The organism is Micromonospora sp. NPDC093244 (assembly GCF_040683695.1).
Taxonomy (GTDB): domain Bacteria; phylum Actinomycetota; class Actinomycetes; order Mycobacteriales; family Micromonosporaceae; genus Micromonospora.
Genome location: NZ_JBFBEO010000001.1, coordinates 1938862 through 1963383, shown reverse-complemented (window position 1 = coordinate 1963383; position 24522 = coordinate 1938862). Strand labels below are relative to the sequence as shown.

Below are 24522 nucleotides of genomic sequence, written 5' to 3'. Positions count from 1 at the left end.
CCGTGCTGATCTGGATCGTGCTCGCGGTGGTGCTGCTCCCGCTCGTGGTGTTGGCGCTTGCCGTGCGCCCGGTGCTGGCCCGACTGCCCCGGCTGCGTCGCGCCGCGGTGGCGTTGCAGCGGCGGGCCGCCGAGGCCGAGACGTTGCGGGATTCCGCCGAGGCGTTGCAGGCGCGCGCCGAGGGGGTCCAGCGGCAGCTCGACACCGCGCAGCAACGACTCGCGGTGATCAAGGCCAAGCGCGGCTGACGACGCGGGCGGCCGGCGCGGTTGACGGATCATCGCGCGTTGGTCAAGACTTCACCGGCCGGGCCGGACCACCACCGCCCGGCGGGTGGCATCCGACCGATCCGCACGTACGATGGGCTGCGTACCACCCCCGGACACAGAGCGACTGGAGCTTCTCATGGGTGCCCTCAAGCCGTGGCACATCGCAGTTCTCGTGGTTGTGCTGATCCTGCTCTTCGGTGCGAAGCGGCTTCCCGACGCGGCCCGCTCCCTCGGCCGTTCGCTGCGGATCATCAAGGCCGAGACCAAGAGCCTGCAGGACGACGACCGCGACCTCGCCGAGAAGGCCGACGCGCAGGCCGGCTACCAGCCGCTGCCGCCGCACGCCGGGCAGCCGCAGCAGGCGCCGTACCAGGCCCCGCCGCAGCAGCCGGTCGTCGACCCGGTGCACCGCGTCCGCGACAACTGACCGAAGGGCCCGAGTCCCGTGGCCTTCGCCCTGCGTAAACGCGGCCCGAGCAGTTTCGAGCGGGCCGCCGACGGTTCGATGACGCTCATCGAGCATGTCCGCGAGCTGCGCAACCGTCTCTTCCGCGCCTCCGTGGCGATCCTGATCGGCTTCGGCCTCGGCGTCTGGCTGGCCAAGCCGGTGCTGCACCTACTCCAGCAGCCCTACTGTGACCTGCCGCAGGCCAGGATCGTCAACGGCAAGTGCGAGTTCGTGCAGCTCGGCCCGGCCGACCTGTTCCTGCTCAATCTGAAGGTCGCGCTCTGGGTCGGGTTGATCGTGGCCGCGCCGGTCTGGCTCTACCAGCTGTGGGCGTTCATCGCGCCGGGCCTGCACCGGCACGAGCGGCGGTACGCGTACTTCTTCACCGCCCTGGCCGCGCCGCTGTTCGCGGCCGGCGCGGTGCTGGCGTACTTCGTGACGGCCAAGGGCCTGGAGTTCCTGCTCAGCATCTCCGACAGCGAGATCAGCACGACACTGGAGATCACCAAGTACATCTCCTTCGTCACCAACCTGATCCTGCTGTTTGGTGTGGCGTTCGAGTTCCCGTTGATCGTGTTGATGCTCAACTTCGTCGGCATCGCCAGCGCGAAGCGGTTGCTCAGCTGGTGGCGCGTGGCGATCTTCGTGTTCTTCGCGTTCTCCGCCGTGGTCACTCCCACCCCGGACCCGTTCGGGATGACCGCCCTGGCGATCTGCCTGTCGGCGCTCTATTTCGGCGCGGTGGGCATCGCGTTCCTCAACGACCGGCGGCGGGGGCGCGGCAAGGAGATCTACGCCGGCATCGACGACGACGAGGTGTCGCCGCTGGAGTACGACGCGGATCCGGTGGTGGCCGGGCAGCGGGTCGACGCGACCGCGCCGATCGGTGTTCCCGAGCCGATCGCCCCGCCCGCACCGATCGAGCGTCGGTACGACGACATGACCTGACGGTCCCGCGCCGCCAGGTTCACCGACGCCGTCCCCGCCTGCCGGGGGCGGCGTCGTCGCGTCACGCCGAGCGCCGGCGGCGGGACTGGTCGTGACGGCGCCCGCCCCCGGTGAACTGCTGGTGTCCGAGCGGTACGGTGCTGCCCGTGACCGCAGACGATCACCTGCCCGGCCCGGTCGCCGTGCTCGTCAATCCGTCCGCGGGGCGGGGTCGGCACCGCGCCCTGCTGCCCCGGTTGCTGGACGGGTTGGCTGCCGCCGGCCGTCCGGTCCGGCTGCTGTCCGCGTCCAGTCCGGGCGAGGCGGAGGCGGTGTGCCGTGTCGCGGTCGCCGGGGGCGCCGCTGCGCTCGTCGCGGTCGGCGGGGACGGCACCGTGCACCGGGCGGTGCAGGCGGTCGCCGGCACCGACGTGCCGTTCGGTCCGGTGCCGGCGGGCACCGGCAACGACTTCGCGCTGGACACCGGTTTCCCGGCGGATCCGCTCGCGGCGGTCGCGGTGATCGCCGCGGCGCTGCGTTCCGGCCGCAGCCGCGCTGTCGACCTGGCCCGGATGACCGACACCGACGGCGTCGAACGCTGGTACGGGGCGGTCCTGGCGGCCGGGTTCGACGCGATAGTCAACGAGCGGGCGAACCGGATGCGCTGGCCGCGCGGCCCCCGCCGGTACGACCTGGCGATCGTGGTCGAGCTGGCCCGGCTGCGGCCCCGCCGGTACACGCTGCGCCTCGACGGGGTGCCGCACGAGGTGGACGCGGTGCTGGTGGCGGTGGGCAACTGCCCCACGTACGGCGGTGGGATGCGGATCTGTCCCGACGCCGACCCGACCGACGGGCTGCTCGACGTGGTGGTGGCCGGGCGGGTCAACAGGCGGACCCTGATCCGGGTCAAGCCGCGCATCTACCAGGGCACCCACGTCAGCCATCCGCTGGTGACCAGCTACCGGGCCCGGACCGTGGAGTTGACCGCCGACGGCATCACCACGTACGCCGACGGGGAGCGTTCCCTGGCCCTGCCGGTGACGATCAGCGCCGTGCCGGGCGCCCTGCGGCTGCTGCGCTGACCCGTACCGCCCCGATGCTGGCCGCGATGACCAGCACGACGGCGGCGCACTCCAGCACTGTCAACGCCTGGCGCAGCACCAGCCATCCGGCGAGGGTGGCGATGGCCGGGCCGAGGCTCATCAGCACCGCGAAGGTGGCAGTCGGCATCCGCCGCAGCGCCAGCAGCTCCAGCGTGTACGGCAGGCCCGAGGCGAGCACCGCGAGGGCCGTGCCGAGCGCCAGGACCGTCGGGTCGAGCAGCACCGCTCCGCGGTCGGCGATGCCCAGGGGCAGGGTGACAAGCGCGGCGACGCTCAGTGCCAGGGCCAGCCCGTCCGCGCCGGGGAACCGGCCGCCGACCCGGGCGCTGAGCACGATGTACGCGGCCCACATCGCGCCCGCGCCGAACGCGAACGCCACCCCGGCCGGGTTGAGCCGGTCGAAGCCGCCCTGCCCGAGCAGCGCCACCCCGGCCAGCGCCAGCCCCGCCCAGCACCAGCTGGCCAGCCGGCGGGCGGTGAACACCGACAGCGCCAGCGGGCCGAGCACCTCCAGGGTCACCGCCGGACCCAGCGGGATCCGCTCGATGGCCTGGTAGAACAGCGAGTTCATGCCGGCCAGCGCCAGCCCGAACGCCCCTGCCGCGACCCAGGCCGACCTGTCGTACCCGCGCAGGCGGGGCCGGCACACGACGAGCAGCAGCACCGCCGAGATCGTCAGTCGCAGGGTCACCGCCCCGGCCACCCCGGTACGCGGGAAGATCAACGCGGCCACCGCGGAGCCGAACTGCACCGACAGCGCCCCGCCGAGCACCAGCCCCACGGCGACGCCACCACGGCGCTCCGGTGGCGCGGCGGCCGGCTTCGGCGCGGGCAGCAGGGTGTCGGTCACGGCCATGACGCTAGGCGGTCGGGTCCGGCCCTCGTGCGGCGGTGTGTCCGGCCCGGCTGCGGCCAGCGGGTCGTGCCGGCGCACCTGCGCGGCCGCGTCGGCAGTGTGTACGCGTTGCTGGATCTCGGCGGCGCCGCGCTGGGTTCGCTCCTCGGCGGCCTGTTCGCCAGCGCCTGGGAGATCACCACGCCGTTCTGGATCGCCGCCGTCGTGATGGTGGTGATCACCGTGCTCGCCTGGCGTCCCCTGCGCGAAGCAGGAGCTGTCTGAGCGAGCAGGAGCCGTCTGAGCGCGTGGCCCCGGTTCCGTTCGGTGCTGTCCGGCCGTTCGGGGCCGGGCCGCGCGGGCCGACCAGCCGATGTGGTGGCCAACGCGGTGCTACCGGCGTACGGTCCGTGGTATGACCAGCGCGATGCGGAAACTGTCGATCTCGGTGCCACCCGACGTGGCGGAGCGCCTGGAGCGCGAGTCCAACGCGAGCGCCTACATCACCCAGGCCGTCCGTGACCGGATGCGCCTGGACGCCCTGGACGCGGAGCTGGCCCACCAGGGCATCCCGATCACCGAGCAGGGTGTGGCCGAGGCCCGAGCCCGGCGGGCCGCCGTCGAGGCCGACTGGTCGCCGGAGCGCCGCAGCGCGCTTCGCGACCGGGCACGCCAACACGCGGTGGACGCCGCCGCCGGTGCCGTCGACCAGTCGGCCGCGTGACCCACGACGACGACCGGCCCGTCCGGCTCGTGCTGGACCGCTCGGCGCTGCTGGCCTACCTGGCGGGGTCGGTGCATGTCGGGGAGCCGCTGCACGAGGTCATCCAGGACCGCAACAGGTTCGGCGTCACCGCCGTGACCGCCGCGGAGGCCCTGGCGCTCGTCAGCGATCCCAAGGAGCGGGCGACCCTGCACCGGCTGCTGAGCCTCGACGCCTGTGCGGTGCTCGCCACCGACGGAGGCTCCTGGCACGAGCTCAGCTACTGGCGCACGGTGACCGGCCGCGCCGATCTCGCCACGACCGTGCTCGCCTGCCTCGACCACGACGCCTCGATCCTCAGCGGCGAGGACCGCTACGGCGACGGTGAGCTGCCGGTGATCCACTTTCCCGGCTGACGGCACCGAAACAGCAGGTCAGCCCGGCAGGGCCAGGTCCAGGACGGCGCCCAGCCCGTTCTCCCGGCCCGGCTCGGCGGCCGGCAGGACCAGCACCGCGCAGCCGGCGGCCACCGCGCCCGCGTCCGCCGGGGTGTCGCCCACCATCAGGGTCTGCTCGGGCTCGACACCGAGCATTCCGCAGGCCCGCCAGAAGATCGCGGGGTCGGGTTTGCAGCGCCCGACCTCGTACGACAGGACGAACGCGTCGACGAGATCGGTCAGCCCCCAGGTGTCGAAGTGGGGCCGCAGGTCGAAGCCGATGTTGCTGACCACGCCCACCCGCACCCCGGCGTCGCGCAGCGCGGTCAGCGTGGGGGCGGTGTCCGGGTACGGCAGCCAGCCGTCGGCGGTCAGCAGCCGCTCGTAGAGCGCGTCGGCGAAGCCCTCGATGCCCGCGTCGACGGTCTCGGCGAGCCCTGTGTACGCGCCCCGGTGGGCGTGCTGGTAGAGGTCCCGGTCGGCCCACAACTCGGCGAGCCGGGGCGGCACCCGCGCCGGCAGGGGCCCGCCGGCGCGTCCGGCGGTCAGCAGCCGGTCGGCGAGCGAGGTGGCGCGGACGCGGTCCAGGGTGACCCCGCACGCGGCGGCGGCCTCCAGCACCCACCGCCGCGGCTCCTCGACCTGAGCGAGGGTGCCGTGGAAGTCGAAGAGCACCGCCTTGACGGGCCGTCGGGACGCTCGCGGGGCGGCGGCGGCCTCGGCGCTGCCCGGCGGACGGGTCTGGGGCGGTTCGGCATGGTCCGGCACGTCGTGCACCCTACCGACCCCCGCCGACGGCCCCGCCGCACGGCCTTGTGGGGTGTGGTGTCCGGGCACGCACTAATCTTGGTGGCATGTCGAGCCCCGCCGAGCGGTACGCAGCGGCGCGCCGCCGGGCCGCGCAGTCCGCACAGTTCCCCGCTCTGGAAGAGTTCGCCCTCGACCTGGGGTTCGATCTCGACGATTTCCAGCGCGAGGCGTGTCAGTCCCTGGAGCGGGGCAGTGGCGTGCTGGTGTGCGCCCCGACCGGGGCCGGCAAGACAGTGGTGGGCGAGTTTGCCGTACACCTGGCCCTGCGCGGGCGGCCCGACGACCCGGCGGCGGCCGACGCGGCGGCGACGCCCCCGACCCGGCGCAAGTGCTTCTACACCACGCCGATCAAGGCGCTGTCCAACCAGAAGTACCACGACCTGGTCGCCCGGTACGGCGCCGAGCAGGTCGGCCTGCTCACCGGCGACAACGCCATCAACGGCGACGCGCCGGTGGTGGTGATGACCACCGAGGTGCTGCGCAACATGCTCTACGCGGGGTCCAGCACCCTGCAGGGTCTCGCGTACGTGGTGATGGACGAGGTGCACTACCTCGCCGACCGGTTCCGTGGCGGGGTGTGGGAAGAGGTGATCATCCACCTGCCCGCCTCGGTCACCCTGGTCTCGCTGTCGGCGACCGTCTCCAACGCCGAGGAGTTCGCCGACTGGCTGGTCACCGTGCGCGGCGAGACGGCGGTGGTGGTCAGCGAGCACCGGCCGGTGCCGCTGTGGCAGCACATGCTCGTCGGCAAGCGGATGTTCGACCTGTTCCACGACGCCGACGCGGCCCGCAAGCACGACGTGCACCCGGAGCTGCTGCGCTACACCCGCGACCAGATGCGCCGCCTGGAGCTGGGGGAGGGGCGCAGCGCCGGGCCGGGCTCCGGTCGGCGTGGCCCCCGCTGGCGTGGCCCGATGCGCCCGGACATCGTCGACCGGCTGGACCGCGAGGGTCTGCTGCCGGCGATCCTGTTCATCTTCAGCCGGGCCGGCTGCGCCGCCGCGGTGCAGCAGTGCCTCGCCGCCGGGCTGCGGCTCACCTCGCCCGACGAGCGGGCCGAGATCCGCCGGGTCGTCGAGTCCCGGGTCACCGCCATCCCCGGCGAGGACCTGTCGGTGCTGGGCTACTGGGAGTGGCTGGACGGCCTGGAACGCGGCCTGGCCGCCCACCACGCCGGCATGCTGCCGGTGTTCAAGGAGATCGTCGAGGAGCTGTTCGTCCGCGGTCTGGTCAAGGCGGTCTTCGCCACCGAGACCCTCGCCCTGGGCATCAACATGCCGGCCCGCTGCGTGGTGCTGGAACGCCTCGTCAAGTACAACGGCGAGGCGCACGTCGACCTGACGCCGGGGGAGTACACGCAGCTCACCGGGCGTGCCGGCCGGCGGGGCATCGACGTGGAGGGGCACGCCGTGGTGGTGTGGTCCCCGGAGACCGACCCCCGGCACGTGGCGGGGCTCGCCTCCACCCGCACCTACCCGCTGCGCTCCAGCTTCCGGCCCTCGTACAACATGGCGGTGAACCTCGTCGGCACGGTCGGCACGGAGCCGGCCCGGGCGCTGCTGGAGTCCTCGTTCGCGCAGTTCCAGGCGGACCGGTCGGTGGTCGGCCTGGCCCGGCAGGTGCAGCGCAACACCGAGACCATCGAGGCGTACGGCGCGGAGGCCGCCTGCCACCACGGCGACTTCGACGAGTACTTCGCGCTGCGGGTGGCCATCGCCGACCGGGAGAAGGCCATCGCCCGGCAGGGGCAGACCCAGCGCAAGGCCGCCGCGGTGGCGTCGCTGGAGCGGCTGCGGGTCGGTGACGTGATCCGGGTGCCTTCGGGTCGCCGCGCCGGGCTGGCCGTCGTCCTGGACCCGGCGACCGGCGGGTTCGGCGAACCCCGACCGCTGGTGCTCACCCAGGACCGCTGGGCCGGGCGGGTGAGCCCCGGCGACTTCACCACACCGGCCGAGGTGCTGGCCCGCATCCGGGTGCCCAAGCACTTCAACCACCGGTCGCCGGGCGCTCGACGGGATCTTGCCGCCGAGGTCAGCGGCACCGGACTGGACCGGCACGGCGGCCGTCGCGGTGGCCGGTCCCGGCAGGCGCCCGGCGACGACCACCGGCTCGCCCAGCTGCGCACCGAACTGCGTAACCACCCCTGTCACGCCTGCCCCGAGCGGGAGGAGCACGCCCGCTGGGCGGAGCGGCGTCGGCGCCTGGAGCGCGACACCGAGGAGCTGCGCGAGCGGGTCTCCGGGCGCACCGGGTCCCTCGCCCGTACGTTCGACCGGATCGTCGCGTTGCTGACCGACCGTGGCTACCTCGCCCGCGACGGCGCGGTGACCGACGCCGGCCGGATGCTCGGCCGGATCTGGACCGAGGCGGACCTGCTGGTCGCCGAGTGCCTGCGCCGGGGCGTGTGGGACGGACTGTCCCCGGCGGAACTGGCCGCCGCCGTGTCCGTGGTGGTCTTCGAGGCGCGCCGCGACGTCGACGAGCGGGCGTCGCTGCCGCGGGGACCGGTGGCCGACGCGGTGGGCGAGACGCTGAAGCTGTGGAGCGAGATCGAGGCCGACGAGGCGGCGCGTGGCCTGAGCGCCACCCGCGAACCGGATCTCGGCTTCGCCTGGCCGGTCTTCCGGTGGGCGCGGGGCGAGGCGCTGGCCAAGGTGCTCGGCAGCGGGCACGAGATCGACGGCGAGATGCCGGCCGGTGACTTCGTGAGGTGGGCACGCCAGGTGGTCGACCTGCTCGGTCAACTTGCCGACTCAGGCGGTGCGTCGCCGGAGCTGCGTTCCACAGCCCGGCAGGCGATAGCGGCCATCAACCGGGGCGTACTGGCGTACCACACCTTCGCCTGATCATCACTTCGGTCAAGGTCGCAGGCGGAATCGACGCCCCGCTAGACGATCTGCTCTGCCGTTGGTAGGTGGTGTCGGTGTTGAATGTGAGAGCCGTTCGACAGCGGCTCGGCACCGGCGACCACAGAGGAGACAGAGTTGAACTTCCTGCGTCTCGGCCCGGCCGGTCGGGAGATCCCCATCGTCCAGCACGACGGTACGAGCTTCGACCTGCGGAGCCTCACCGCCGACCTGGACGGGGCGTTCTGGTCGGCGGACGGGATCGCGCGTACCCGCGCCGCTCTCGAGCACGGGGAACTGGCCGAGCTGCCGGACGCGGGAGCCCTGCGGGTGGGCGCGCCCGTCGCGCGGCCCAACAAGATCGTCTGTATCGGCCTCAACTACCGCGACCACGCGGCGGAGACGGGCGCCCCGCTCCCCGCCGAGCCGGTGGTCTTCATGAAGGACCCGATGACGCTTGTCGGGCCGTTCGACGACGTCCACATCCCGCGCGGCTCCACCCAGACCGACTGGGAGGTCGAGCTGGCGGTCGTCGTCGGTACGACCATCCGCTACGCCGAGTCCCCGGAGCAGGCCATGCGGCACATCGCCGGGTACGCGGTGTCGCACGACGTGTCCGAGCGCGGTTTCCAGCTCGAGCGCGGAGGCCAGTGGGACAAGGGCAAGAGCTGCGAGACGTTCAACCCGCTGGGGCCGTGGCTCGTGCCGGCGGACGAGGTAGGCGATCCGCAGGCGCTGTCGCTGCGGTTGTGGGTCAACGGGGTTCTCCGCCAGGACGGCACGACCAAGGACATGATCTTTCCGGTCGCGCACGTCGTCTGGTACCTCAGCCAGTTCATGGTCCTGTACCCCGGTGACGTGATCAACACGGGGACGCCGGCCGGTGTGGCGCTCGGGCTGCCGGACCATCCCTACCTGCGCGCCGGCGACGTGGTGGAGCTGGAGATCAGCGGTCTGGGGCGGGCGCGTCAGGCACTGGTGGCCGCATGAGCGGGGAGTTCGCCGGACTGACCGCTGTCGTCACGGGCGGCTCGTCGGGCATCGGTCGCGCCACCGCCGAGGAGTTGCGGGCCCGGGGCGCCCGGGTGGCCGTGCTCGACCTCGACCCGAGCGGGCTTCCCGAGGACATCTCCGGCTTCGCCGCCGACGTGTCGGACCGCGCGTCGGTGGCGTGGGCGGTAGCCGCGGTCGCCGACAGGCTCGGCGGCATCGACGTGGTGGTCAACAACGCCGGGATCGGGGCGACCGGAACCGTCGCCGACAACACCGACGACGAGTGGCATCGCGTGCTCGACGTCAACGTGGTCGGCATGGCGAGAGTGGTGGGCGAGACCCTGCCGTGGCTGCGCCGCTCGGAGCACGCGTCGGTAGTCAACGTCTCGTCCATCGCCGCGCTCAACGGCCTGCCGGGTCGGGCGCTCTACTCGGCCAGCAAGGGCGCCGTGCTGTCGCTGACCCTCGCCATGGCCACCGACCACGTGCGCGAGGGGGTCCGGGTCAACTGCGTGTGCCCCGGCACGGCGGACACCCCGTGGGTCGGGCGTCTGCTGGCACAGGCCGACGACCCGGACGGCGAGCGGGCCGCCCTGCGGGCCCGCCAGCCCATCGGGCGCCTGGTGACACCGCAGGAGGTGGCGAACGCGATCGTCTACCTCGCGTCGCCCCGGGCCGGCTCCACCACGGGTACGGTGCTGGACGTCGACGGCGGAGTCACCCACCTGCGGGTCCGGTCGTGACGAGCGGACCGGCGGGGGTGTGAGATGCGGATCGCGCTGTTCGTGACCTGCCTGGCCGACACCATGTTTCCGCAGGCCGCGACGGCGACGGTACGACTGCTGGAGCGGCTGGGCCACGAGGTGGTCTTCCCGCCGGACCAGACCTGTTGCGGGCAGATGCACATCAACACCGGCTACCCGTCCGACGCGGTCCCGCTGGTGCGCCGGCACGTGCGGGTCTTCGACAGGTACGACGTGATCGTCGCGCCGTCGGGCTCCTGCGTGGGGGCGGTACGGCACCAGCACGCGATGGTGGCCCGACGGGCCGGCGACGCGTCGTTGACGAGCCGCGCGGAGTCGGTGGCGGCGCGCACGTACGAGTTGTCCGAGCTGCTCGTCGACGTGCTCGGGGTGACGGACGTGGGCGCGTACTTCCCGCACCGGGTCACCTACCATCCGACCTGCCACTCGCTGCGGATGCTGCGGGTGGGCGACCGGCCGCGGACGCTCCTGCGCGCGGTGCGCGGCCTCGACCTGGTGGAGCTGCCCGCACAGGAGCAGTGCTGCGGGTTCGGCGGCACCTTCGCCGTGAAGAACGCGGAGACCTCCACGGCGATGCTCGCCGACAAGATGCGCCACGTGCTCGCCACCGGCGCCGACGTGTGCACCGCCAGCGACGCCTCCTGCCTGCTGCACATCGGAGGCGGGCTGTCGCGGCTGCGCACCGGCGTCCGCACCGTGCACCTGGCCGAGATCCTGGCGTCGACCGAGCACGAACCGGCGGTGCGAGGGTGACCCGCCCGACGTTCCTCGGTATGCCGGCGACCGCGCCGCCCGGTGTGGGGCACCTGCGCGGCGAGGAGTCGTTCCCGGCGGCCGCCCGGCGCAGCCTGGCCGACCCGCAGCTGCGGCGCAACCTGCGGCACGCGACGACAACGATCCGGGCCAAGTCCGCCGGAGTCATCGCCGAGTCGTCGGACTGGGAGCAGTTACGCGCGGCCGGCGCGGCGATCAAGGCCGACACCCTCAACCGGCTGCCGGAGCTGCTGGAACAGCTCGAAGCGAAGGTCACCGAGGCCGGCGGCGTGGTGCACTGGGCGGCGGACGCGGTCGAGGCCAACCGCATCGTCACCGACCTCGTCCGGGCGACCGGCGCGGACCGGGTCATCAAGGTCAAGTCGATGGCCACCCAGGAGATCGGCCTCAACGAGGCACTCCAGGCTGCCGGCGTCACCGCTGTCGAGACGGACCTCGCGGAACTCATCGTGCAGCTCGGCGACGACCGGCCCAGCCACATCCTGGTCCCCGCGATCCACCGCAACCGGGCGGAGATCCGGGAGATCTTTCTGCGCGAGATGCCCGGCGTCGACCCGGCGCTCACCGCCGACCCGGCGGCCCTCGCTGCCGCCGCGCGCCGATACCTGCGGGAGACGTTCCTGAGGACGCCTGTGGCGGTGTCCGGCGCGAACTTCGCCGTCGCCGAGACCGGCACCCTGGCCGTGGTCGAGTCCGAGGGCAACGGGCGGATGTGTCTGACCCTGCCGCGCACGCTGATCACCCTGATGGGCGTGGAGAAGGTCGTACCGACGTGGCGGGACCTGGAGGTGTTCCTCCAACTGCTGCCCAGGGCGTCGACCGGGGAGCGGATGAACCCGTACACGTCGATGTGGACGGGTGTGACTCCGGGCGACGGACCGCAGGCGTTCCACCTGGTCCTGCTGGACAACGGCCGCAGCGCGGTCCTCGCCGACGAGGTCGGTCGGCAGGCGTTGCGGTGCATCCGCTGCTCGGCCTGCCTCAACGTGTGCCCGGTGTACGAGCGGGCCGGCGGGCACGCCTACGGTTCGGTCTATCCGGGGCCGATCGGCGCCGTGCTGTCGCCCCAGCTCACCGGCATCGACGACAACGCCTCCCTGCCGTACGCGTCGACGCTGTGCGGCGCGTGCTACGACGCCTGTCCGGTGCAGATCAACCTCCCGGAGGTGCTGGTGCACCTGCGCGCCGAGGCCGTCGACGCGCGACGCCTGCCCACCGCCGAGTCGATCGCGATGGCCGCCGCCGCGTACACGATGGATCATCCCCGGCTGTACGAGGCCGCGCAGCGCGCCTCCCGACTGAGCCGGTTCGCCGGCCGGCGGGGCCGGGGCCTGCCCCCGCCGTTGAACGGCTGGACCGGCAGCCGTGATCTCCCGGAGCCGCCGGCTAAGACATTCCGCGAATGGTGGGCCGAGCGGTGAGCGCCAGGGATCTCGTCCTCGGCCGGCTACGGGCCGCACTTGCCGCCGGCGCCCCCGCTCCGGTGGAGGTGCCGCGCGACTACCGGCACACCGGCACGCTCGACCTCGACCAGCTGGTGGAACGGCTGACCGACTACCTGGCGCACGTGCACCGGGTCGCCGAGGAGGCCGTGGCCGACACGATCGCCGGCATCCTGCCGGCCGGTGGCACCGTCGTCGTACCCCCGGGTCTGCCGCCCGCCTGGCTGCCGCCGACGGTGACCGCGCTGCGCGACGACGGCCTCGACACCGCGCGGATCGGCGCGGCCGACGCCGTCGTCACCGGTGCCGCCGTCGCCGTCGCCGAGACCGGCACCGTCGTGCTCGACGGCTCACCCGACCAGGGGCGCCGGGTGCTCAGCCTGCTGCCGGACCGGCACGTGTGCGTGCTGCGGGCCGCCCAGGTGGTGGCGACGGTGCCGGAGGCCCTCGCCCGGCTGACGCCGCAGCGCCCGCTTACCTGGATCAGCGGGCCGTCGGCGACCAGCGACATCGAACTCATCCGGGTGGAGGGTGTGCACGGCCCGCGCCAGCTGCACGTCATCCTGCTGCCCTGACCGCCCGCCGTGCGGCTCGGCGGTCAGCGGGAGGTACGCCTGCCGTCGATCGTGAGGTTGGCCAGCAGGCCGGGGTGGTCCGTCGCGCCGCCCATGCCCACCGACCTGGTGCAGCAGAGCGCGACGCCGCTGCTGGCCAGGACGTGCTGCACCGCGCCGTCGTCGATGCGGAGGTCGCCCGACGGTCCGCACGACCGTACGTCGGTGTCGCCGCCGCGCCGCAGGTTGAGATCGCCGCTGAGCACTGTGGGCGCGTACGCGGTGCTCCCGCGGACGACAGGCAGGATCTCGTCGAGCAGGTGCTCGCACTGGGCCAGCGCGACAGTGGAACTGGTGGCCGCCAGGTGGGTGGTGCACACCGAGAGCGCGCCGTCGACGTGGACGCAGAGCCAGCTGCGTTCCTCGGGGTCGGTGAGGTCCTGGGTCGGGTGGATCCCGCTGCGCACCGTGTGGCGGGCGCCCGGCGCGGTCAGGCGGGCGAGAACCCCGATGCCGTACGACCGGCCGTTGCGGCACCGGGTGTCGGCGCCGCTGGGGCGGTCGCCGGCGGCCTGGAAGGCGGACACGACACCCGCGCCTCTGTGCGTGGCCGCGAACGTGCGCTCCAGTGCTGTCACGTCGTCCTGGCAGATCTCGTTGAGCGTGACCAGGTCGGGCCGCTCGGCGCTGATCACCTCGGCGGCCCTGGTCACCGACCGGCCGGTGTAGCAGCTGGCCCGGCCGCTGTTGCACAGGTTCATCTGCAGCAGCCGCAGGGTCGTGGGTGCGGGGGAGTCGGCCGCCGACGATCCGGACGGCATCCCGGCGGCGGCGACCAGGCAGCCGACGGTGAGGGCGCGGCGGAGCCTGCCGGGAGCGCGGGTGATGCCGGCGGGCGCCTGCGTGGACATGCGGGCTCCGGGTGCCGGGGGCGACAGTCTTCGCCGAGGTGCCAGTGATCGTACTGCCGGTCGGTCGACGGCAGGAGCCCTGCGCGGGACCTATCGTGAAGCAATGATCACGTGCGTCGTGCACTACACAATCGACCCGGCACAGATCGGGGAGTTCGAGCGCTTCGCCCGCGCGTGGATGGGGCTCGTGGCCCGGCACGGCGGCGTGCACCACGGTTACTTCCTGCCCGCCGAGGGTGCCAGCGACCGGGCCGAGGCGCTGTTCAGCTTCGAGAGCCTCGCGGCCTACGAGCGGTACCGGGCACGCTTCGGCAGCGACCCTGACTTCGTGGCGGCGGACCGGATCCGCGACGAGTCCGGCTGTGTGCTGCGCTACGAGAGAACCTTCATGCGTCCACTTCTGCCGACCGACGGCACGGCCACGGCGAGCTGAGGCGGGCCGTGCGGGGAGGGGTGGACCCCGCACGGCCCGTGTCAGGTCAGCGGCGCGGCCGGGGCGTGCTGCGTGGCAGGACGTACGGCGGCCCGGCGAAGATCAGGTCGGACTTCAGCTCCTGGTACGCCCGCTTGGGCTGGTAGTTCTCGTCGTAGATGGTGGCCAGACCCTCGGGCGGGTCGTTGAACCAGTCCGGCACCCACGAGTACTTGTCGGTGAAACCCCAGACGGTGTACGACAGGCAGCTGCGCACGGCCAGGCACGCCTTCATCAGCACGCTGAAGTTGGCGGCCGACGCCTGCAACCGGGGGTTGATCTCGGCCGAGTCGCCGGCCTGGACGCCTGCGGTCATCTGACTGCGCACGTCGACCTCGGTGAACGCGGTGGCGAGACCCAGCGCGGCGAACTTCTTCAGCGCGGCGGTCACCTGGAGGGTGTCGAAGTTGCCGTACTGGGTGCCGAGGTGGCCCTGTGAGCCGATGCCGTCGATCGGGACGCCCTGCCGGAGCAGACCCTTGGCCATGTCGTACACGAACTGCGTCTTGTCGTCGGCGGGGTTGCCGGAGCCGAACGCCTCGATGTTGTAGTCGTTGTAGAACAGCAGCGCCTTCGGGTCGGCGGCACGTGCCCAGCGGAACGCGTCGGCGATGTAGCCCGGGCCGAGGTTCTGCGCCCAGAAGCCCTTGTAGTGCAGGGTGTTCGGGGTGTCCCAGGGGTCGCTCACCGCCTCGTTCACCACGTCCCACTGCCAGATCTTGCCCTTGTAGCGGTTCACGACTGTGGTGATGTGCTTGCGCAGCAGCTCGCGCAGCTCCTGCTTGCTGATGGAGCCGTCGGCGACGCCACTGGTCAGCCAGGCGGGCAGCTGGTTGTGCCAGACCAGCACGTGGCCGCGGACGCTCTGCCTGTTGCGCTTGGCGAACTCGACGAGCTGGTCGGCGGCGGTCCAGTCGTAGGTGCCGCGGGTGGGCTCCAGGCTCTCCCATTTCATCGCGTTCTCCGCGGTGACCGAGGTGAACTCGGTGGAAGCCAGCCGGCGGTACTCCGGGTCGGTCGTGTCGTTGAGGCCCGTCGGGTTCACGGCGGTGCCGATGTGCAGGCCGTGGCGCAGGCCGAGGGTGCCCAGGCTCTGTGCCGTCGGGTCGTACGGCCGGCTCGCGGTGGCGGGCACCGTGTTCAGTGCCGCGACGGTCGCGACGGCGACCACCCCGACAGTGATCAGCTGTCTTGGCTTCATTGCCTTCCCTTCATTGATCGACAAGTTTCGATCATGAGCGCGAGAGTGCGGTCCGGTGCGGGTGTGCGGGGGAGTGGGACCGGGTGCCGGTGGTGCCGAAAGGGGACCGGAAACGTGCCCGAAACGTTAAGCCGATCGATGTCCGCCGTCAACAGTGAAAACTTTCGGAAATTCGTCAGGTGAGCTGGGGTACCTTCGGTTCGGCGGATACCGAAACTTCCGGTGGCGCGGGGTGCGGTGTGGGGCGTTCGACAGAATCGGCGGGCCGTGCGGCGGGCCGCCTGTGGGACCGGCGATGATGGTCCGGTGAAGATCCTGTCCATCCAGTCGTCGGTCGCCTACGGCCACGTCGGCAACTCGGCGGCCGCGTTCCCCCTGCAACGGCTCGGGCACGAGGTCTGGCCGGTCCTGACCGTCCACTTCTCCAACCACACCGGCTACGGCGCGTGGCGCGGCCCGCTGCTGGACCCGGCCCAGGTGGCCGAGGTGATCGCGGGCATCGGCGACCGGGGCGTCCTCGGCAGCGCCGACGCGGTGCTGTCGGGCTACCAGGGCGACCCGGCGATGGGCGCGGTGATCCTCGAGGCGGTCGACACCGTCAAGGCGGCCAACCCGAACGCCGTGTACTGCTGCGACCCGGTGCTGGGCGACGTCGGCCGGGGCATGTTCGTGCGACCCGGGATCCCTGAGTACATGCGCGACGTCGTGGTTCCGCGCGCGGACATCATCACCCCCAACCACTTCGAGCTGGACTTCCTCGCCGGCCGGTCCACCACCACCCTGACCGAGGTGCTGGACGCCGTCGACGTGGTCCGCGCGACCGGGCCACGGCACGTGCTCGTGACAAGCGTGCTGCACGCCGACGTGCCGGCGGGGTCACTGGAGGTGGTGGCCGTCTCGGACGAGGGCGCCTGGTCGGTGACCACGCCCCTGCTGCCGATCAGCCCGAACGGCGGCGGCGACGTCACCGCAGCCCTCTACCTCGCGCACCTGTGCACGACTGGTTCGCCCGCCACGGCACTGGAACGCACCATCGCCTCGGTCTTCACGATCCTGGAGGCCACCCTCGTGGCGGGCACCCGGGAGATCCAGCTCGTCGCGGCCCAGGACGCCATCGCGGCGCCGCCGGCCCGGTTCGCCGCCCGTCGACTGCGCTGACCGGTCTTCCCGGTCGCGGAGATCGAGCTGGCCCGGGCCGCCCCGGCGACATGCCGCCAATTCAGTCATATCGATGTGATCGTTAACATGCGCGGTGTCAGCTCCCCTCGCAACCCCCGCGACAGACGCCGCCGTTTCGGACGCCCGGATGTCGAACCGGTGCGCATCGCGGTCCTCGTCGGACCCGGAATCTGCCGGATCGCGTGTCGTGGCTCGTGACGGAGGGTCAGCCCGTCGAGGGCCTGCCCTCCGTTGACGGCCGACGCGCCGCTCAGTACGGTGCATCGTAAATCTTAGATGTCAACGCTGATACGGCAACGCGGCAACGCGATGACGAAGTTGACCTCACGCACCCGTGAAAACCCAGGTCAGGCACGCGACAGGCGGGCTGAGGAGGTGCCTTAGGCACGTGTTAACGCTAACAGATCATGGCTGATCACGTCGATCACCGCCCCTTGTGGATCCGGTCGATCGGCACCCGGCGGCGCGGCACGCCGCCGCGACCCTCTCAGGGAGTAACCGTGAAGGTGGCAATCCGAACCACAGCCCGCAGCAGGTCCGGCGCCAGGCGCGGCATCGCCTGGCTGATGAGTCTGGTGTGCGTCCTCGCACTGGTCCCGGGCACCGCCCGGGCGGACAACCCGATCGTCCAACACATCTACACAGCCGATCCGGCCCCGTTGGTGCACAACGGCCGGGTGTACCTCTACACAGGCCACGACGAGGACGGCTCCACGTACTTCACAATGAAGGAGTGGCGGGTCTGGTCGTCCGCCGACATGGTCAACTGGACCGACCACGGCTCGCCGCTGAACATCAGCACCTTCAGTTGGGCGAGCGCCAACGCCTGGGCCGGCCAGGTCATCGCCCGCAACGGCAAGTTCTACTGGTACGTGCCGGTGACCAACCGGGCGACAAACTCGATGGCCATCGGCGTGGCGGTCGGGGACAGCCCCACCGGCCCGTTCCGCGACGCGATCGGCCGGCCACTGGTGGGCAACGGCGAGATCGACCCGACCGTCTTCATCGACGACGACGGCCAGGCGTACCTGTACTGGGGCAACCCGAACCTGTGGTACGTGAAGCTGAACGCGGACATGATCTCCTACTCCGGTTCGGCCACGAAGATCCCGCTCACCACCGCCGGGTTCGGCACCCGCAACGGCAACGCCAGCAGGCCCACCCTCTACGAGGAGGGTCCGTGGGTCTACAAGCGCAACGGGACCTACTACAACGTGTTCGCGGCGGAGTGCTGCTCGGAGTTCATCGCGTACTCCACGGCCCCCGGCCCCACCGGACCGTGGACCTACCGGGGCACGATCATGCCCAGGCAGGGCGGTAGTTTCACCAACCACGCAGGCGTCGTCGACTTCAACGGCGGCTCGTACTTCTTCTACCACAACGGCGCCCTGCCTGGTGGTGGCGGCTACACCCGCTCGGTCGCGGTGGAGAAGTTCAGCTACAACTCCAACGGCACCTTCCCGACGATCACCATGACCAGCACGGGCGCGCCGCAGGTGGGCACGCTGAATCCGTACGTCCGGCAGGAGGCCGAGACGATCGCCTGGGGCTCCGGCATCGAGACCGAACCCTCCAGCGAGGGCGGCATGAACGTCGGCTGGATCGAGAACGGCGACTACATCAAGGTCAAGGGCGTCGCGTTCGGCGCGGGCGCGACGTCGTTCAACGCGCGGGTCGCCTCGGCGGGCAGCGGTGGGCGGATCGAGGTGCGGCTCGACAACAGCAACGGCCCGCTGGTGGGCACCTGCACCGTCCCGGTCACCGGAGGCTGGCAGACCTGGACCAACGCCACCTGCGCGGTCAGCGGGGCGACAGGTACGCGGGACGTGTTCCTGCGCTTCGCCGGCGGCAGCGGCACCCTGTTCAACGTGAACTGGTGGCAGTTCAGCGGCACCGGTGGTGGCGTCGACGGCAACCTGCTCACCAACGGCAACCTGGAGAACGGCACGACCGGTTGGGGCGCGCTCGGTGCGGCGACGCTGGCGGCCAACACGGCTGTCGTGCACGGTGGCGCCGGTTCCCTGTCGGTCACCGGCCGTACGGCGGCGTGGAACGGCCCCAACCAGGACGTGACCTCGAAGCTCACCAACGGCAAGACCTACACCACGAGCGTCTGGGTACGCTCGCAGAGCGGCACGCCGGCGGCGAAGGCGACCCTCTCACTGACCGCCAACGGTACGACGAACTACCTGCAACTGACGCCGGCGACGACTGTCAACGCCAACGGGTGGACCCAGCTGACCGGCACGGCGACCGTGTCGTGGAGCGGCACGCTCTCCAGCGCCGGCTTCTACGTCGAGACGGCCGAGGGGACCGACAGTCTCCTGGTCGACGACGTCTCGTTCCAGTGACGCGACGGTGCCGGGGCCGCGTTCACGCCGCCCCGGCACCGACGACCGCCACTACTTGACGAACGACATGTTATCGCTCACAGTCGATGGTTGAGGGCGGCCGCACCGTGGAGCTCACCGGGCGAGCCTGCCGACCGTCCCTCGACAAACGACGTCCGCCCAGGGCATGCCGGACGTCGTTTCAGGACTCCTTTCGGTGGCGCCGTCGACGGCGACCGGGCTCTCGCCGTGCCCCCGCCACCGCCTCCCTTTCGGCGCTGCACCTCCATCGCTGGAACCACCACAGAGAAGGACTTCGCATGAACCACAGAAGAGCCCTGCGAGCGGCGGTGACAGTCGCCGTCACGGGCGCACTGGCCGCCGGGATGGCGATGACGCTGTCCACCTCCGCCAGTGCCGGGACGACCCTCGGGGCGTCGGCGGCCGAGAAGGGCCGTTACTTCGGCGCTGCCGTCGCGACGGGCAAGCTCTCCGACGGCACGTACGTCGGGATCCTGAACCGTGAGTTCAACAGTGTCGTGGCCGAGAATGAGATGAAGTGGGATGCCACCGAGCCGCAGCAGGGGCGGTTCAGTTACTCCGGTGGTGATCGTCTGGTGAGTCATGCGCGTGCGAATGGGATGAGTGTGCGGGGTCATGCGTTGTTGTGGCATCAGCAGCAGCCGGGGTGGGCGCAGAGTTTGTCGGGTTCGGCGTTGCGGAGTGCGGCGATCAATCATGTGACGCAGGTGGCGACGCATTTTCGGGGGCAGGTCTATGCCTGGGATGTGGTGAACGAGGCGTTCGCTGATGGTGGTGGTGGTGGTCGGCGTGACTCGAATTTGCAGCGGACGGGTAATGACTGGATCGAGGCGGCGTTCCGGGCGGCGCGGGCGGCGGATCCGGGTGCGAAGTTGTGTTACAACGACTACAACACCGATGGGATCAACGCGAAGTCGACGGGGATCTACAACATGGTGCGGGACTTCAAGTCTCGTGGTGTGCCGATCGACTGTGTGGGGTTCCAGTCGCATCTGGGTACGACGTTGGCTGGTGACTATCAGGCCAATCTGCAGCGGTTCGCTGATCTGGGTGTGGATGTGCAGATCACCGAGCTGGACGTGATGACCGGCTCCAACCAGGCGAACATCTTCGCCTCGGTCACCCGGGCCTGCCTGGCTGTCTCACGCTGCACCGGCATCACCGTGTGGGGCGTGCGCGACTGCGACTCCTGGCGAGGCTCGGACAACGCGCTGCTGTTCGACTGCGGCGGCAACAAGAAGGCCGCGTACACGAGCGTGCTGAACGCCCTCAACGCCGGCGGCACCACGCCGCCGCCCACCACGCCGCCGCCGACCACGCCGCCGCCGACCACGCCCCCGCCGACCACGCCCCCGCCCACGACGCCGCCGCCCACCACGCCTCCGCCCGGTGGTGGTTGCTCGGCGTCGGTGTCACTGAACTCGTGGACCGGCGGGTTCGTGGCCACCGTGAAGGTGACAGCCGGTTCGTCCGGAACGAACGGCTGGACCGTCAGCGTGACGCTTCCAAGCGGCGCGAGCGTCACCAACACCTGGAGCGCGTCGGCCAGTGGTTCCACGGGCACGGTGCGGTTCACCAACGTGGACTACAACGGGCGGCTCGGCGCGGGCCAGGGCACCGAGTTCGGCTTCCAGGGCAACGGAAGCGGGGCCGGCCTGACCCCCACCTGCACCGCCAGCTGATCACGGCGTCGGTGCGGAGGACGTCACCTGTCCTCCGCACCGGCCGGCTCTGCGATTCCCGTTACGGTCGCGAGAGTGCCCGCGCACGCTGTGATTGGATGATCCGGTGCAGTTCACCGTGACAGACGCGCCGGAGCGGGAACGCTTCGAGGCGCGCGACGAGGCGGGCGCCCTCGCCGGCATCGTGACCTACCAGCTGACCGGCGGCATCATCGCCTACACCCACACCGAGGTCGACCCCGCGTTCGAGGGCAGGGGTGTCGGCTCGACCCTCGCCCGCGCGGTGATGGACGACGCGCGGGCCCGGAGCCGGACGGTCGTGCCCATCTGCCCGTTCCTCGCCGAGTGGCTGACCAAGCACCCGGAGTACGAGGACATCGTGGCCCGGTCCACGCGGAAGATGAAAAAGTAGGGGTACGAGTGACCACGACAGCGTCCACCTTCCGGGCCCTGCACCACGGTCGCGCCACAGGCGACCCGCTCGTCCTACCGGGGCCGTGGGACGCGGCCAGCGCCCGGGTCTTCGCCGACGCCGGCTTTCCCGCGCTCGCCACGCCCAGCGCGGGAATCGCCGCCTCCCTCGGGTACGAGGACGGGTCCACGCCACCTGAGGAGATGTTCGCCGCGGTGACCCGGATCGTCCGGGCCGTGGCGGTTCCCGTGTCCGCCGACGTCGAGGGCGGCTACGGTCTCGCCCCCGCCGAACTGGTCGGGCGGATCCTCGACACGGGCGCCGTCGGCTGCAACCTGGAGGACTCCGACGGGCACGGCACCCTCAAGGACCCGCGGCGGCATGCCGACTGGCTGGCCGAGGTGCGGGCGGCGGCGGGCGACGCCCTGTTCATCAACGCGCGCGTCGACACGTTCCTGTTCGGGTCGGGTGACCCGGCCGACGCGGTGGAGCGGGCCCGGCTGTACGTGGCCGCCGGCGCCGACTGCGTCTACCCGCTGCGCGCGCCGACCGAGGTGCTGCCGCTGCTTGGCGACGCCGTCGAGGGCCCGTTGAACATGGCCGCCGGCCCGGCCCCGGAGTCCGTGGCCGAGTTGGGGCGGCTCGGCGCCACCCGGATCACCTTCGGGCCGGGGATGCAGCGGTACGCGATGGGCGCGATCAGCGACCTCGCGGCGGCGCTGCGCGCCTGAGCCGTAGCCCCGGACGCCGCGACGCCGCGCCCGGGGAGGGCCGACCCCGGCAGCCGCCCTCAGGCGTCGACGCGGGCGGCGAGGGCGTCCACCAGTCGGCGGGTCGAGCCGGCCAGGTTCCACCTGCCGGCCAGGTCCAGCAGCCGGTCCGGGTCGGCGGGCGCGGTGGGCAGCGCGGTGGGCAGCTCCGGCAGTGGCACGTCCAGGGCGACCCGGACCACCGTCGGTGCCACAGCCAGGTAGTCGCGGGCGGCGACCAGCTTGCCGCGCAGGCCCGGCGCGAAGGACGAGTCGGAGTCGTCGAGCGCGGCCAGGATGCCGGCGATGCTGCCGTACCGTTCGATGAGCCGCGCGGCGGTCTTCTCACCGACGCCCGCCACGCCGGGCAGGCCGTCGCTGGGGTCGCCGCGCAGGGCGGCGAAGTCGGCGTACCGGTCGGCGGGCACGCCGTAGCGCGACCGCACTGCGGCGTCGTCGCAGTCGTCGAGCTTGGCCACACCGCGCCCGACGTAGAGCAGCCGGACCTCCCGGGCGTCGTCGACGAGCTGGAACAGGTCCCGGTCGCCGGAGACCACCTCGACCGGGCCGGGCTGGGTCACCGACAGCGTGCCGAGCACGTCGTCGGCCTCGTAGCCGGTCGCGCCGACGGACGTGATGCCGACGGCCTCCAGCACCTCCAGGATCATCGGCACCTGCGGGGAGAGCGTGTCCGGTACGACTTCGCCGCCCTGCGGTGCCACCCGGTGCGCCTTGTACGACGGCAGCAGGTCGACCCGCCACGCCGGACGCCAGTCGTAGTCGAGGGCGCAGACCATCCGGTCGGCGCCCCGCCCGCGAATCAGGGTGGCGAGCATGTCGAGGAAGCCGCGTACCGCGTTGACGGGGGTGCCGTCCTCGGTGCGGGCGACGGACTCCGGAATGCCGAAGTACGCCCGGAAGTAGAGGCTGGGTGCGTCGATCAGCAGGATCGGGGATCGGTGTGCCACGCCGAACAGCCTGGCACAGCCCTCCGACGATCAGGGGTACGCCCGGCCGCCGACGGCTCAGCGCCGGTAGACGGTCTCCCGGCGGGCCAGGTGCTGTACGACGTAGCTCGCCACCAGCAGCAGGATCGCGACAACCACCTCGACCCAGGCGGCGACCCCGTCGGCCACGGTGAGGCCGATGATCAGCAGGACCAGGCCGACGAGCGCCAGCACCCCGGCCCACAGTTGCCGGCGGCGGCGTGTCGCCGCCCGGTCCGCCTCGTTCGCTGCCACCTGGTCCTCCCGGTCGGGACGCCCGCGCGGGCGTCCCGGATCCAGGCTATGACCCCGCGGTGCCGTCCGAGCGGGAAAACGCCGCGCGGGGCAGGTCACCGACCGGCGGCGACGTTGGGCCGCCGGTCGGGCCGCGGATCGTGGTCGGTGAGGTTGCGCAGGTGCCGCACCGGGGAGAGCAGCAGCACCAGCGGCGCGCACACCAGGGTCGCCGCGAAGACGAGCAGGGTGGTGCGGGCGCCGAGCGGGCCGGCCAGGATGCCGGCGACCAGCCCGCCTACCGGGATCGCCCCCCAGGAGACGAACCGCACGGTCGCCATTACCCGGGACAGCAGGTCGGGTGGGCTGGCGATCTGCCGGTACGTCCGGGTGGTCACGCTGAGCACCACGGTGCCGAGGGAGAAGACGATGCTGCCGGCAGCGAACGCGGCGTACGCCGACCAGCCCGTACCCAACGGGATCAGGAACGCTCCGGCGACAGTGGTGAACCCGGCGGCGACCAGCGCGCGGGCGGTGCCGATCCGGTTGGTGATCCGTGTGGTGAGGGCCGCCCCGACCAGCGCGCCGACGCCCTCGACGGCGAGCAGGACGCCGACCAGGCCGGCGGGCGCGTGCAGGTCGCGGACGAGGTACAGCGGGTGCAGCGCGAACTGTGCGCCGCAGACGAGGTTCATCGCCGTGGCGGCCCACATGCTCGGCCCCATCACCCGGTGGTGGGTGACGTAGCGCCAGCCCTGGCGGATCAGTTCGCCGACCGGGGGCCAGCGGTCCGGCGTCGGGACGCGGCTGGTGGGAAGGGTGCGCAGCAGGGCCGCCGAGGCGAGGTAGCTGGCGGAGTCGACGAGCAGGGTGGGCACCGCGCCGAGGGCCTGCACGGCGAGGCCGCCGAGGGAGGGCCCGCTGAGCAGGGTGGCCGCGTGGGTGGCGGAGGTGAGGCTGTTGCGGGACTGCAACCGTTCCCGCTCGACGATGCTGGGCAGGAACGTCGCGTTTGCCACGTCGAACAGCACGTTGGCGAAGCTGACGACGAGCGCGGTGACCACCAGGTGGGTCACCGTGAGGTGGCCCCACCACCAGGTGAGTGGGATCGACGCCACGGCGACGGCACGGGCGAGATCGGCGCCGACCTGGGCGCCGCGCAGCGGCAGGCGTTGCACGATGACGCCCGCGGGCAGGCCGATCACGATCCAGGCGACGTAGCTGGCCGCGGCGATCAGGCCCATCTGGAACGCGGAGGCGTCCAGGACGGTGAGCGCGGTAAGTGGCAGGGCCACGGCGCCGACCGCCGACCCGACCATGCTTGTCGTGCCGGCGGTCCACCAACGCCAGAACACCGCGGCGCGGTCGTCGACGTGCATGTCGCCGGCCCCCGTTCGTCGCGCCGATGCGTTCCGCCGG

At 71.9% G+C, this 24522-nt stretch carries 25 protein-coding genes and 1 pseudogene; 19 read left to right on the top strand and 7 right to left on the bottom strand.

Annotated features, from left to right (window positions below):
- Positions 1-2: 2 nt before the first annotated feature.
- The 4 genes from AB0N27_RS08810 to AB0N27_RS08795 all read left to right on the top strand — a co-directional run bounded on the left by AB0N27_RS08810 (position 3) and on the right by AB0N27_RS08795 (position 2726).
- A complete protein-coding gene (locus tag AB0N27_RS08810) occupies positions 3-248 on the top strand; it encodes a hypothetical protein (RefSeq protein WP_364365310.1) in 246 nt (81 codons plus the stop codon).
- A 157-nt stretch (positions 249-405) separates the two neighbouring features.
- Positions 406-696, top strand: a complete 291-nt coding sequence (gene tatA, locus AB0N27_RS08805; protein WP_364365307.1) for a Sec-independent protein translocase subunit TatA — start codon at positions 406-408, stop codon at positions 694-696.
- Between the two features lie 18 nt (positions 697-714).
- Complete coding sequence (gene tatC, locus AB0N27_RS08800; RefSeq protein ID WP_364365304.1) at positions 715-1665, top strand: twin-arginine translocase subunit TatC; 951 nt, start codon at positions 715-717, stop codon at positions 1663-1665.
- A gap of 137 nt (positions 1666-1802) precedes the next feature.
- Complete coding sequence (locus AB0N27_RS08795) at positions 1803-2726, top strand: diacylglycerol kinase (protein WP_364365301.1); 924 nt, start codon at positions 1803-1805, stop codon at positions 2724-2726.
- Here the strand turns inward: AB0N27_RS08795 and AB0N27_RS08790 are convergent.
- The gene (locus AB0N27_RS08790) at positions 2689-3603 is read right to left on the bottom strand and encodes an EamA family transporter (protein WP_364365298.1); all 915 of its coding nucleotides are present in this window, start codon (positions 3601-3603) and stop codon (positions 2689-2691) included. The genes AB0N27_RS08795 and AB0N27_RS08790 overlap by 38 nt on opposite strands.
- A 57-nt stretch (positions 3604-3660) precedes the next feature.
- On the opposite strand from AB0N27_RS08790, the pseudogene AB0N27_RS08785 reads away from it, so the two are divergent.
- The 3 genes and pseudogenes from AB0N27_RS08785 to AB0N27_RS08775 form a co-directional block, all read left to right on the top strand.
- Positions 3661-3867: pseudogene (locus AB0N27_RS08785) on the top strand (MFS transporter); the annotation flags it as partial.
- Positions 3868-3997: 130 nt separating this feature from the next.
- Positions 3998-4306, top strand: a complete 309-nt coding sequence (locus tag AB0N27_RS08780) for a hypothetical protein (RefSeq protein WP_364365295.1) — start codon at positions 3998-4000, stop codon at positions 4304-4306.
- The gene (locus AB0N27_RS08775; protein ID WP_364365292.1) at positions 4303-4701 is read left to right on the top strand and encodes a hypothetical protein; all 399 of its coding nucleotides are present in this window, start codon (positions 4303-4305) and stop codon (positions 4699-4701) included. The genes AB0N27_RS08780 and AB0N27_RS08775 overlap by 4 nt, the downstream gene beginning before the upstream one ends.
- 18 nt (positions 4702-4719) lie before the next feature.
- On the opposite strand, the gene AB0N27_RS08770 is transcribed toward AB0N27_RS08775, so the two are convergent.
- Positions 4720-5490 carry an HAD-IA family hydrolase gene (locus AB0N27_RS08770; RefSeq protein ID WP_364365289.1) on the bottom strand — a complete coding sequence of 257 codons (771 nt, stop codon included), beginning with the start codon at positions 5488-5490 and terminating at the stop codon, positions 4720-4722.
- Positions 5491-5576: 86 nt separating this feature from the next.
- On the opposite strand from AB0N27_RS08770, the gene AB0N27_RS08765 reads away from it, so the two are divergent.
- The 6 genes from AB0N27_RS08765 (at position 5577) to AB0N27_RS08740 (ending at position 12926) form a co-directional block, all read left to right on the top strand.
- Positions 5577-8378: a DEAD/DEAH box helicase gene (locus tag AB0N27_RS08765; protein WP_364365286.1), complete on the top strand. Its 2802-nt coding sequence runs from the start codon at positions 5577-5579 to the stop codon at positions 8376-8378.
- Positions 8379-8516: 138 nt separating this feature from the next.
- Positions 8517-9368, top strand: coding sequence for a fumarylacetoacetate hydrolase family protein (locus AB0N27_RS08760; protein ID WP_364365283.1), 852 nt, complete (start codon positions 8517-8519; stop codon positions 9366-9368).
- Complete coding sequence (locus AB0N27_RS08755) at positions 9365-10114, top strand: SDR family oxidoreductase (protein WP_364365280.1); 750 nt, start codon at positions 9365-9367, stop codon at positions 10112-10114. The genes AB0N27_RS08760 and AB0N27_RS08755 overlap by 4 nt, the downstream gene beginning before the upstream one ends.
- 24 nt (positions 10115-10138) lie before the next feature.
- A complete protein-coding gene (locus AB0N27_RS08750) occupies positions 10139-10888 on the top strand; it encodes a (Fe-S)-binding protein (RefSeq protein WP_364365277.1) in 750 nt (249 codons plus the stop codon).
- 20 nt (positions 10889-10908) lie between these two features.
- Positions 10909-12330: a LutB/LldF family L-lactate oxidation iron-sulfur protein gene (locus tag AB0N27_RS08745; protein ID WP_364366162.1), complete on the top strand. Its 1422-nt coding sequence runs from the start codon at positions 10909-10911 to the stop codon at positions 12328-12330.
- Positions 12312-12926 (top strand): LUD domain-containing protein, encoded by a 615-nt coding sequence (locus AB0N27_RS08740; protein ID WP_364365274.1) that lies wholly within the window; start codon positions 12312-12314, stop codon positions 12924-12926. Before AB0N27_RS08745 ends, AB0N27_RS08740 begins: the two co-directional genes overlap by 19 nt.
- A gap of 23 nt (positions 12927-12949) precedes the next feature.
- Here the strand turns inward: AB0N27_RS08740 and AB0N27_RS08735 are convergent, their stop codons facing one another.
- On the bottom strand, positions 12950-13816 hold the full coding sequence (locus tag AB0N27_RS08735) for an endonuclease/exonuclease/phosphatase family protein (RefSeq protein WP_364365271.1): 867 nt from the start codon (positions 13814-13816) through the stop codon (positions 12950-12952).
- Between the two features lie 103 nt (positions 13817-13919).
- On the opposite strand from AB0N27_RS08735, the gene AB0N27_RS08730 reads away from it, so the two are divergent.
- On the top strand, positions 13920-14249 hold the full coding sequence (locus AB0N27_RS08730; RefSeq protein ID WP_364365268.1) for an NIPSNAP family protein: 330 nt from the start codon (positions 13920-13922) through the stop codon (positions 14247-14249).
- Positions 14250-14295: 46 nt separating this feature from the next.
- Here AB0N27_RS08730 and AB0N27_RS08725 read toward each other — a convergent pair whose 3' ends face one another.
- Positions 14296-15489, bottom strand: a complete 1194-nt coding sequence (locus tag AB0N27_RS08725) for an endo-1,4-beta-xylanase (protein WP_364365265.1) — start codon at positions 15487-15489, stop codon at positions 14296-14298.
- Positions 15490-15795: 306 nt separating this feature from the next.
- Between AB0N27_RS08725 and pdxY the strand changes: the two genes are divergently transcribed.
- The 5 genes from pdxY (at position 15796) to AB0N27_RS08700 (ending at position 21865) form a co-directional block, all read left to right on the top strand.
- A complete protein-coding gene (pdxY, locus tag AB0N27_RS08720) occupies positions 15796-16647 on the top strand; it encodes a pyridoxal kinase PdxY (protein WP_364365262.1) in 852 nt (283 codons plus the stop codon).
- Between the two features lie 587 nt (positions 16648-17234).
- A complete protein-coding gene (locus tag AB0N27_RS08715) occupies positions 17235-19019 on the top strand; it encodes a family 43 glycosylhydrolase (protein ID WP_364366160.1) in 1785 nt (594 codons plus the stop codon).
- Between the two features lie 299 nt (positions 19020-19318).
- Entirely contained in the window at positions 19319-20722 is a 1404-nt protein-coding gene (locus AB0N27_RS08710) for an endo-1,4-beta-xylanase (RefSeq protein WP_364366157.1), read from the top strand.
- Positions 20723-20828: 106 nt separating this feature from the next.
- The gene (locus AB0N27_RS08705) at positions 20829-21134 is read left to right on the top strand and encodes a GNAT family N-acetyltransferase (RefSeq protein WP_364365259.1); all 306 of its coding nucleotides are present in this window, start codon (positions 20829-20831) and stop codon (positions 21132-21134) included.
- Positions 21135-21142: 8 nt separating this feature from the next.
- The gene (locus AB0N27_RS08700; RefSeq protein WP_364365256.1) at positions 21143-21865 is read left to right on the top strand and encodes an isocitrate lyase/phosphoenolpyruvate mutase family protein; all 723 of its coding nucleotides are present in this window, start codon (positions 21143-21145) and stop codon (positions 21863-21865) included.
- Positions 21866-21924: 59 nt separating this feature from the next.
- On the opposite strand, the gene AB0N27_RS08695 is transcribed toward AB0N27_RS08700, so the two are convergent.
- The 3 genes from AB0N27_RS08695 to AB0N27_RS08685 form a co-directional block, all read right to left on the bottom strand.
- Positions 21925-22851: a 5'-3' exonuclease gene (locus AB0N27_RS08695; RefSeq protein ID WP_364365253.1), complete on the bottom strand. Its 927-nt coding sequence runs from the start codon at positions 22849-22851 to the stop codon at positions 21925-21927.
- Positions 22852-22908: 57 nt separating this feature from the next.
- Positions 22909-23124 carry a hypothetical protein gene (locus AB0N27_RS08690; protein ID WP_364365250.1) on the bottom strand — a complete coding sequence of 72 codons (216 nt, stop codon included), beginning with the start codon at positions 23122-23124 and terminating at the stop codon, positions 22909-22911.
- A 95-nt stretch (positions 23125-23219) separates the two neighbouring features.
- Entirely contained in the window at positions 23220-24482 is a 1263-nt protein-coding gene (locus AB0N27_RS08685) for an MFS transporter (protein ID WP_364365247.1), read from the bottom strand.
- Positions 24483-24522: the final 40 nt, after the last annotated feature.

Bases quoted from the DNA above. Each gene is read 5' to 3' on its own strand.
- AB0N27_RS08790 (WP_364365298.1), bottom strand. From the start codon at position 3,603: ATGGCCGTGACCGACACCCTGCTGCCCGCGCCGAAGCCGGCCGCCGCG.
- AB0N27_RS08740 (WP_364365274.1), top strand. From the start codon at position 12,312: ATGGTGGGCCGAGCGGTGAGCGCCAGGGATCTCGTCCTCGGCCGGCTA.
- AB0N27_RS08750 (WP_364365277.1), top strand. From the start codon at position 10,139: ATGCGGATCGCGCTGTTCGTGACCTGCCTGGCCGACACCATGTTTCCG.
- AB0N27_RS08735 (WP_364365271.1), bottom strand. From the start codon at position 13,816: ATGTCCACGCAGGCGCCCGCCGGCATCACCCGCGCTCCCGGCAGGCTC.
- AB0N27_RS08725 (WP_364365265.1), bottom strand. From the start codon at position 15,489: ATGAAGCCAAGACAGCTGATCACTGTCGGGGTGGTCGCCGTCGCGACC.
- AB0N27_RS08685 (WP_364365247.1), bottom strand. From the start codon at position 24,482: ATGCACGTCGACGACCGCGCCGCGGTGTTCTGGCGTTGGTGGACCGCC.
- AB0N27_RS08730 (WP_364365268.1), top strand. From the start codon at position 13,920: ATGATCACGTGCGTCGTGCACTACACAATCGACCCGGCACAGATCGGG.
- AB0N27_RS08755 (WP_364365280.1), top strand. From the start codon at position 9,365: ATGAGCGGGGAGTTCGCCGGACTGACCGCTGTCGTCACGGGCGGCTCG.
- AB0N27_RS08745 (WP_364366162.1), top strand. From the start codon at position 10,909: ATGCCGGCGACCGCGCCGCCCGGTGTGGGGCACCTGCGCGGCGAGGAG.
- AB0N27_RS08710 (WP_364366157.1), top strand. From the start codon at position 19,319: ATGAACCACAGAAGAGCCCTGCGAGCGGCGGTGACAGTCGCCGTCACG.
- AB0N27_RS08765 (WP_364365286.1), top strand. From the start codon at position 5,577: ATGTCGAGCCCCGCCGAGCGGTACGCAGCGGCGCGCCGCCGGGCCGCG.
- AB0N27_RS08780 (WP_364365295.1), top strand. From the start codon at position 3,998: ATGACCAGCGCGATGCGGAAACTGTCGATCTCGGTGCCACCCGACGTG.
- AB0N27_RS08715 (WP_364366160.1), top strand. From the start codon at position 17,235: ATGAGTCTGGTGTGCGTCCTCGCACTGGTCCCGGGCACCGCCCGGGCG.
- tatA (WP_364365307.1), top strand. From the start codon at position 406: ATGGGTGCCCTCAAGCCGTGGCACATCGCAGTTCTCGTGGTTGTGCTG.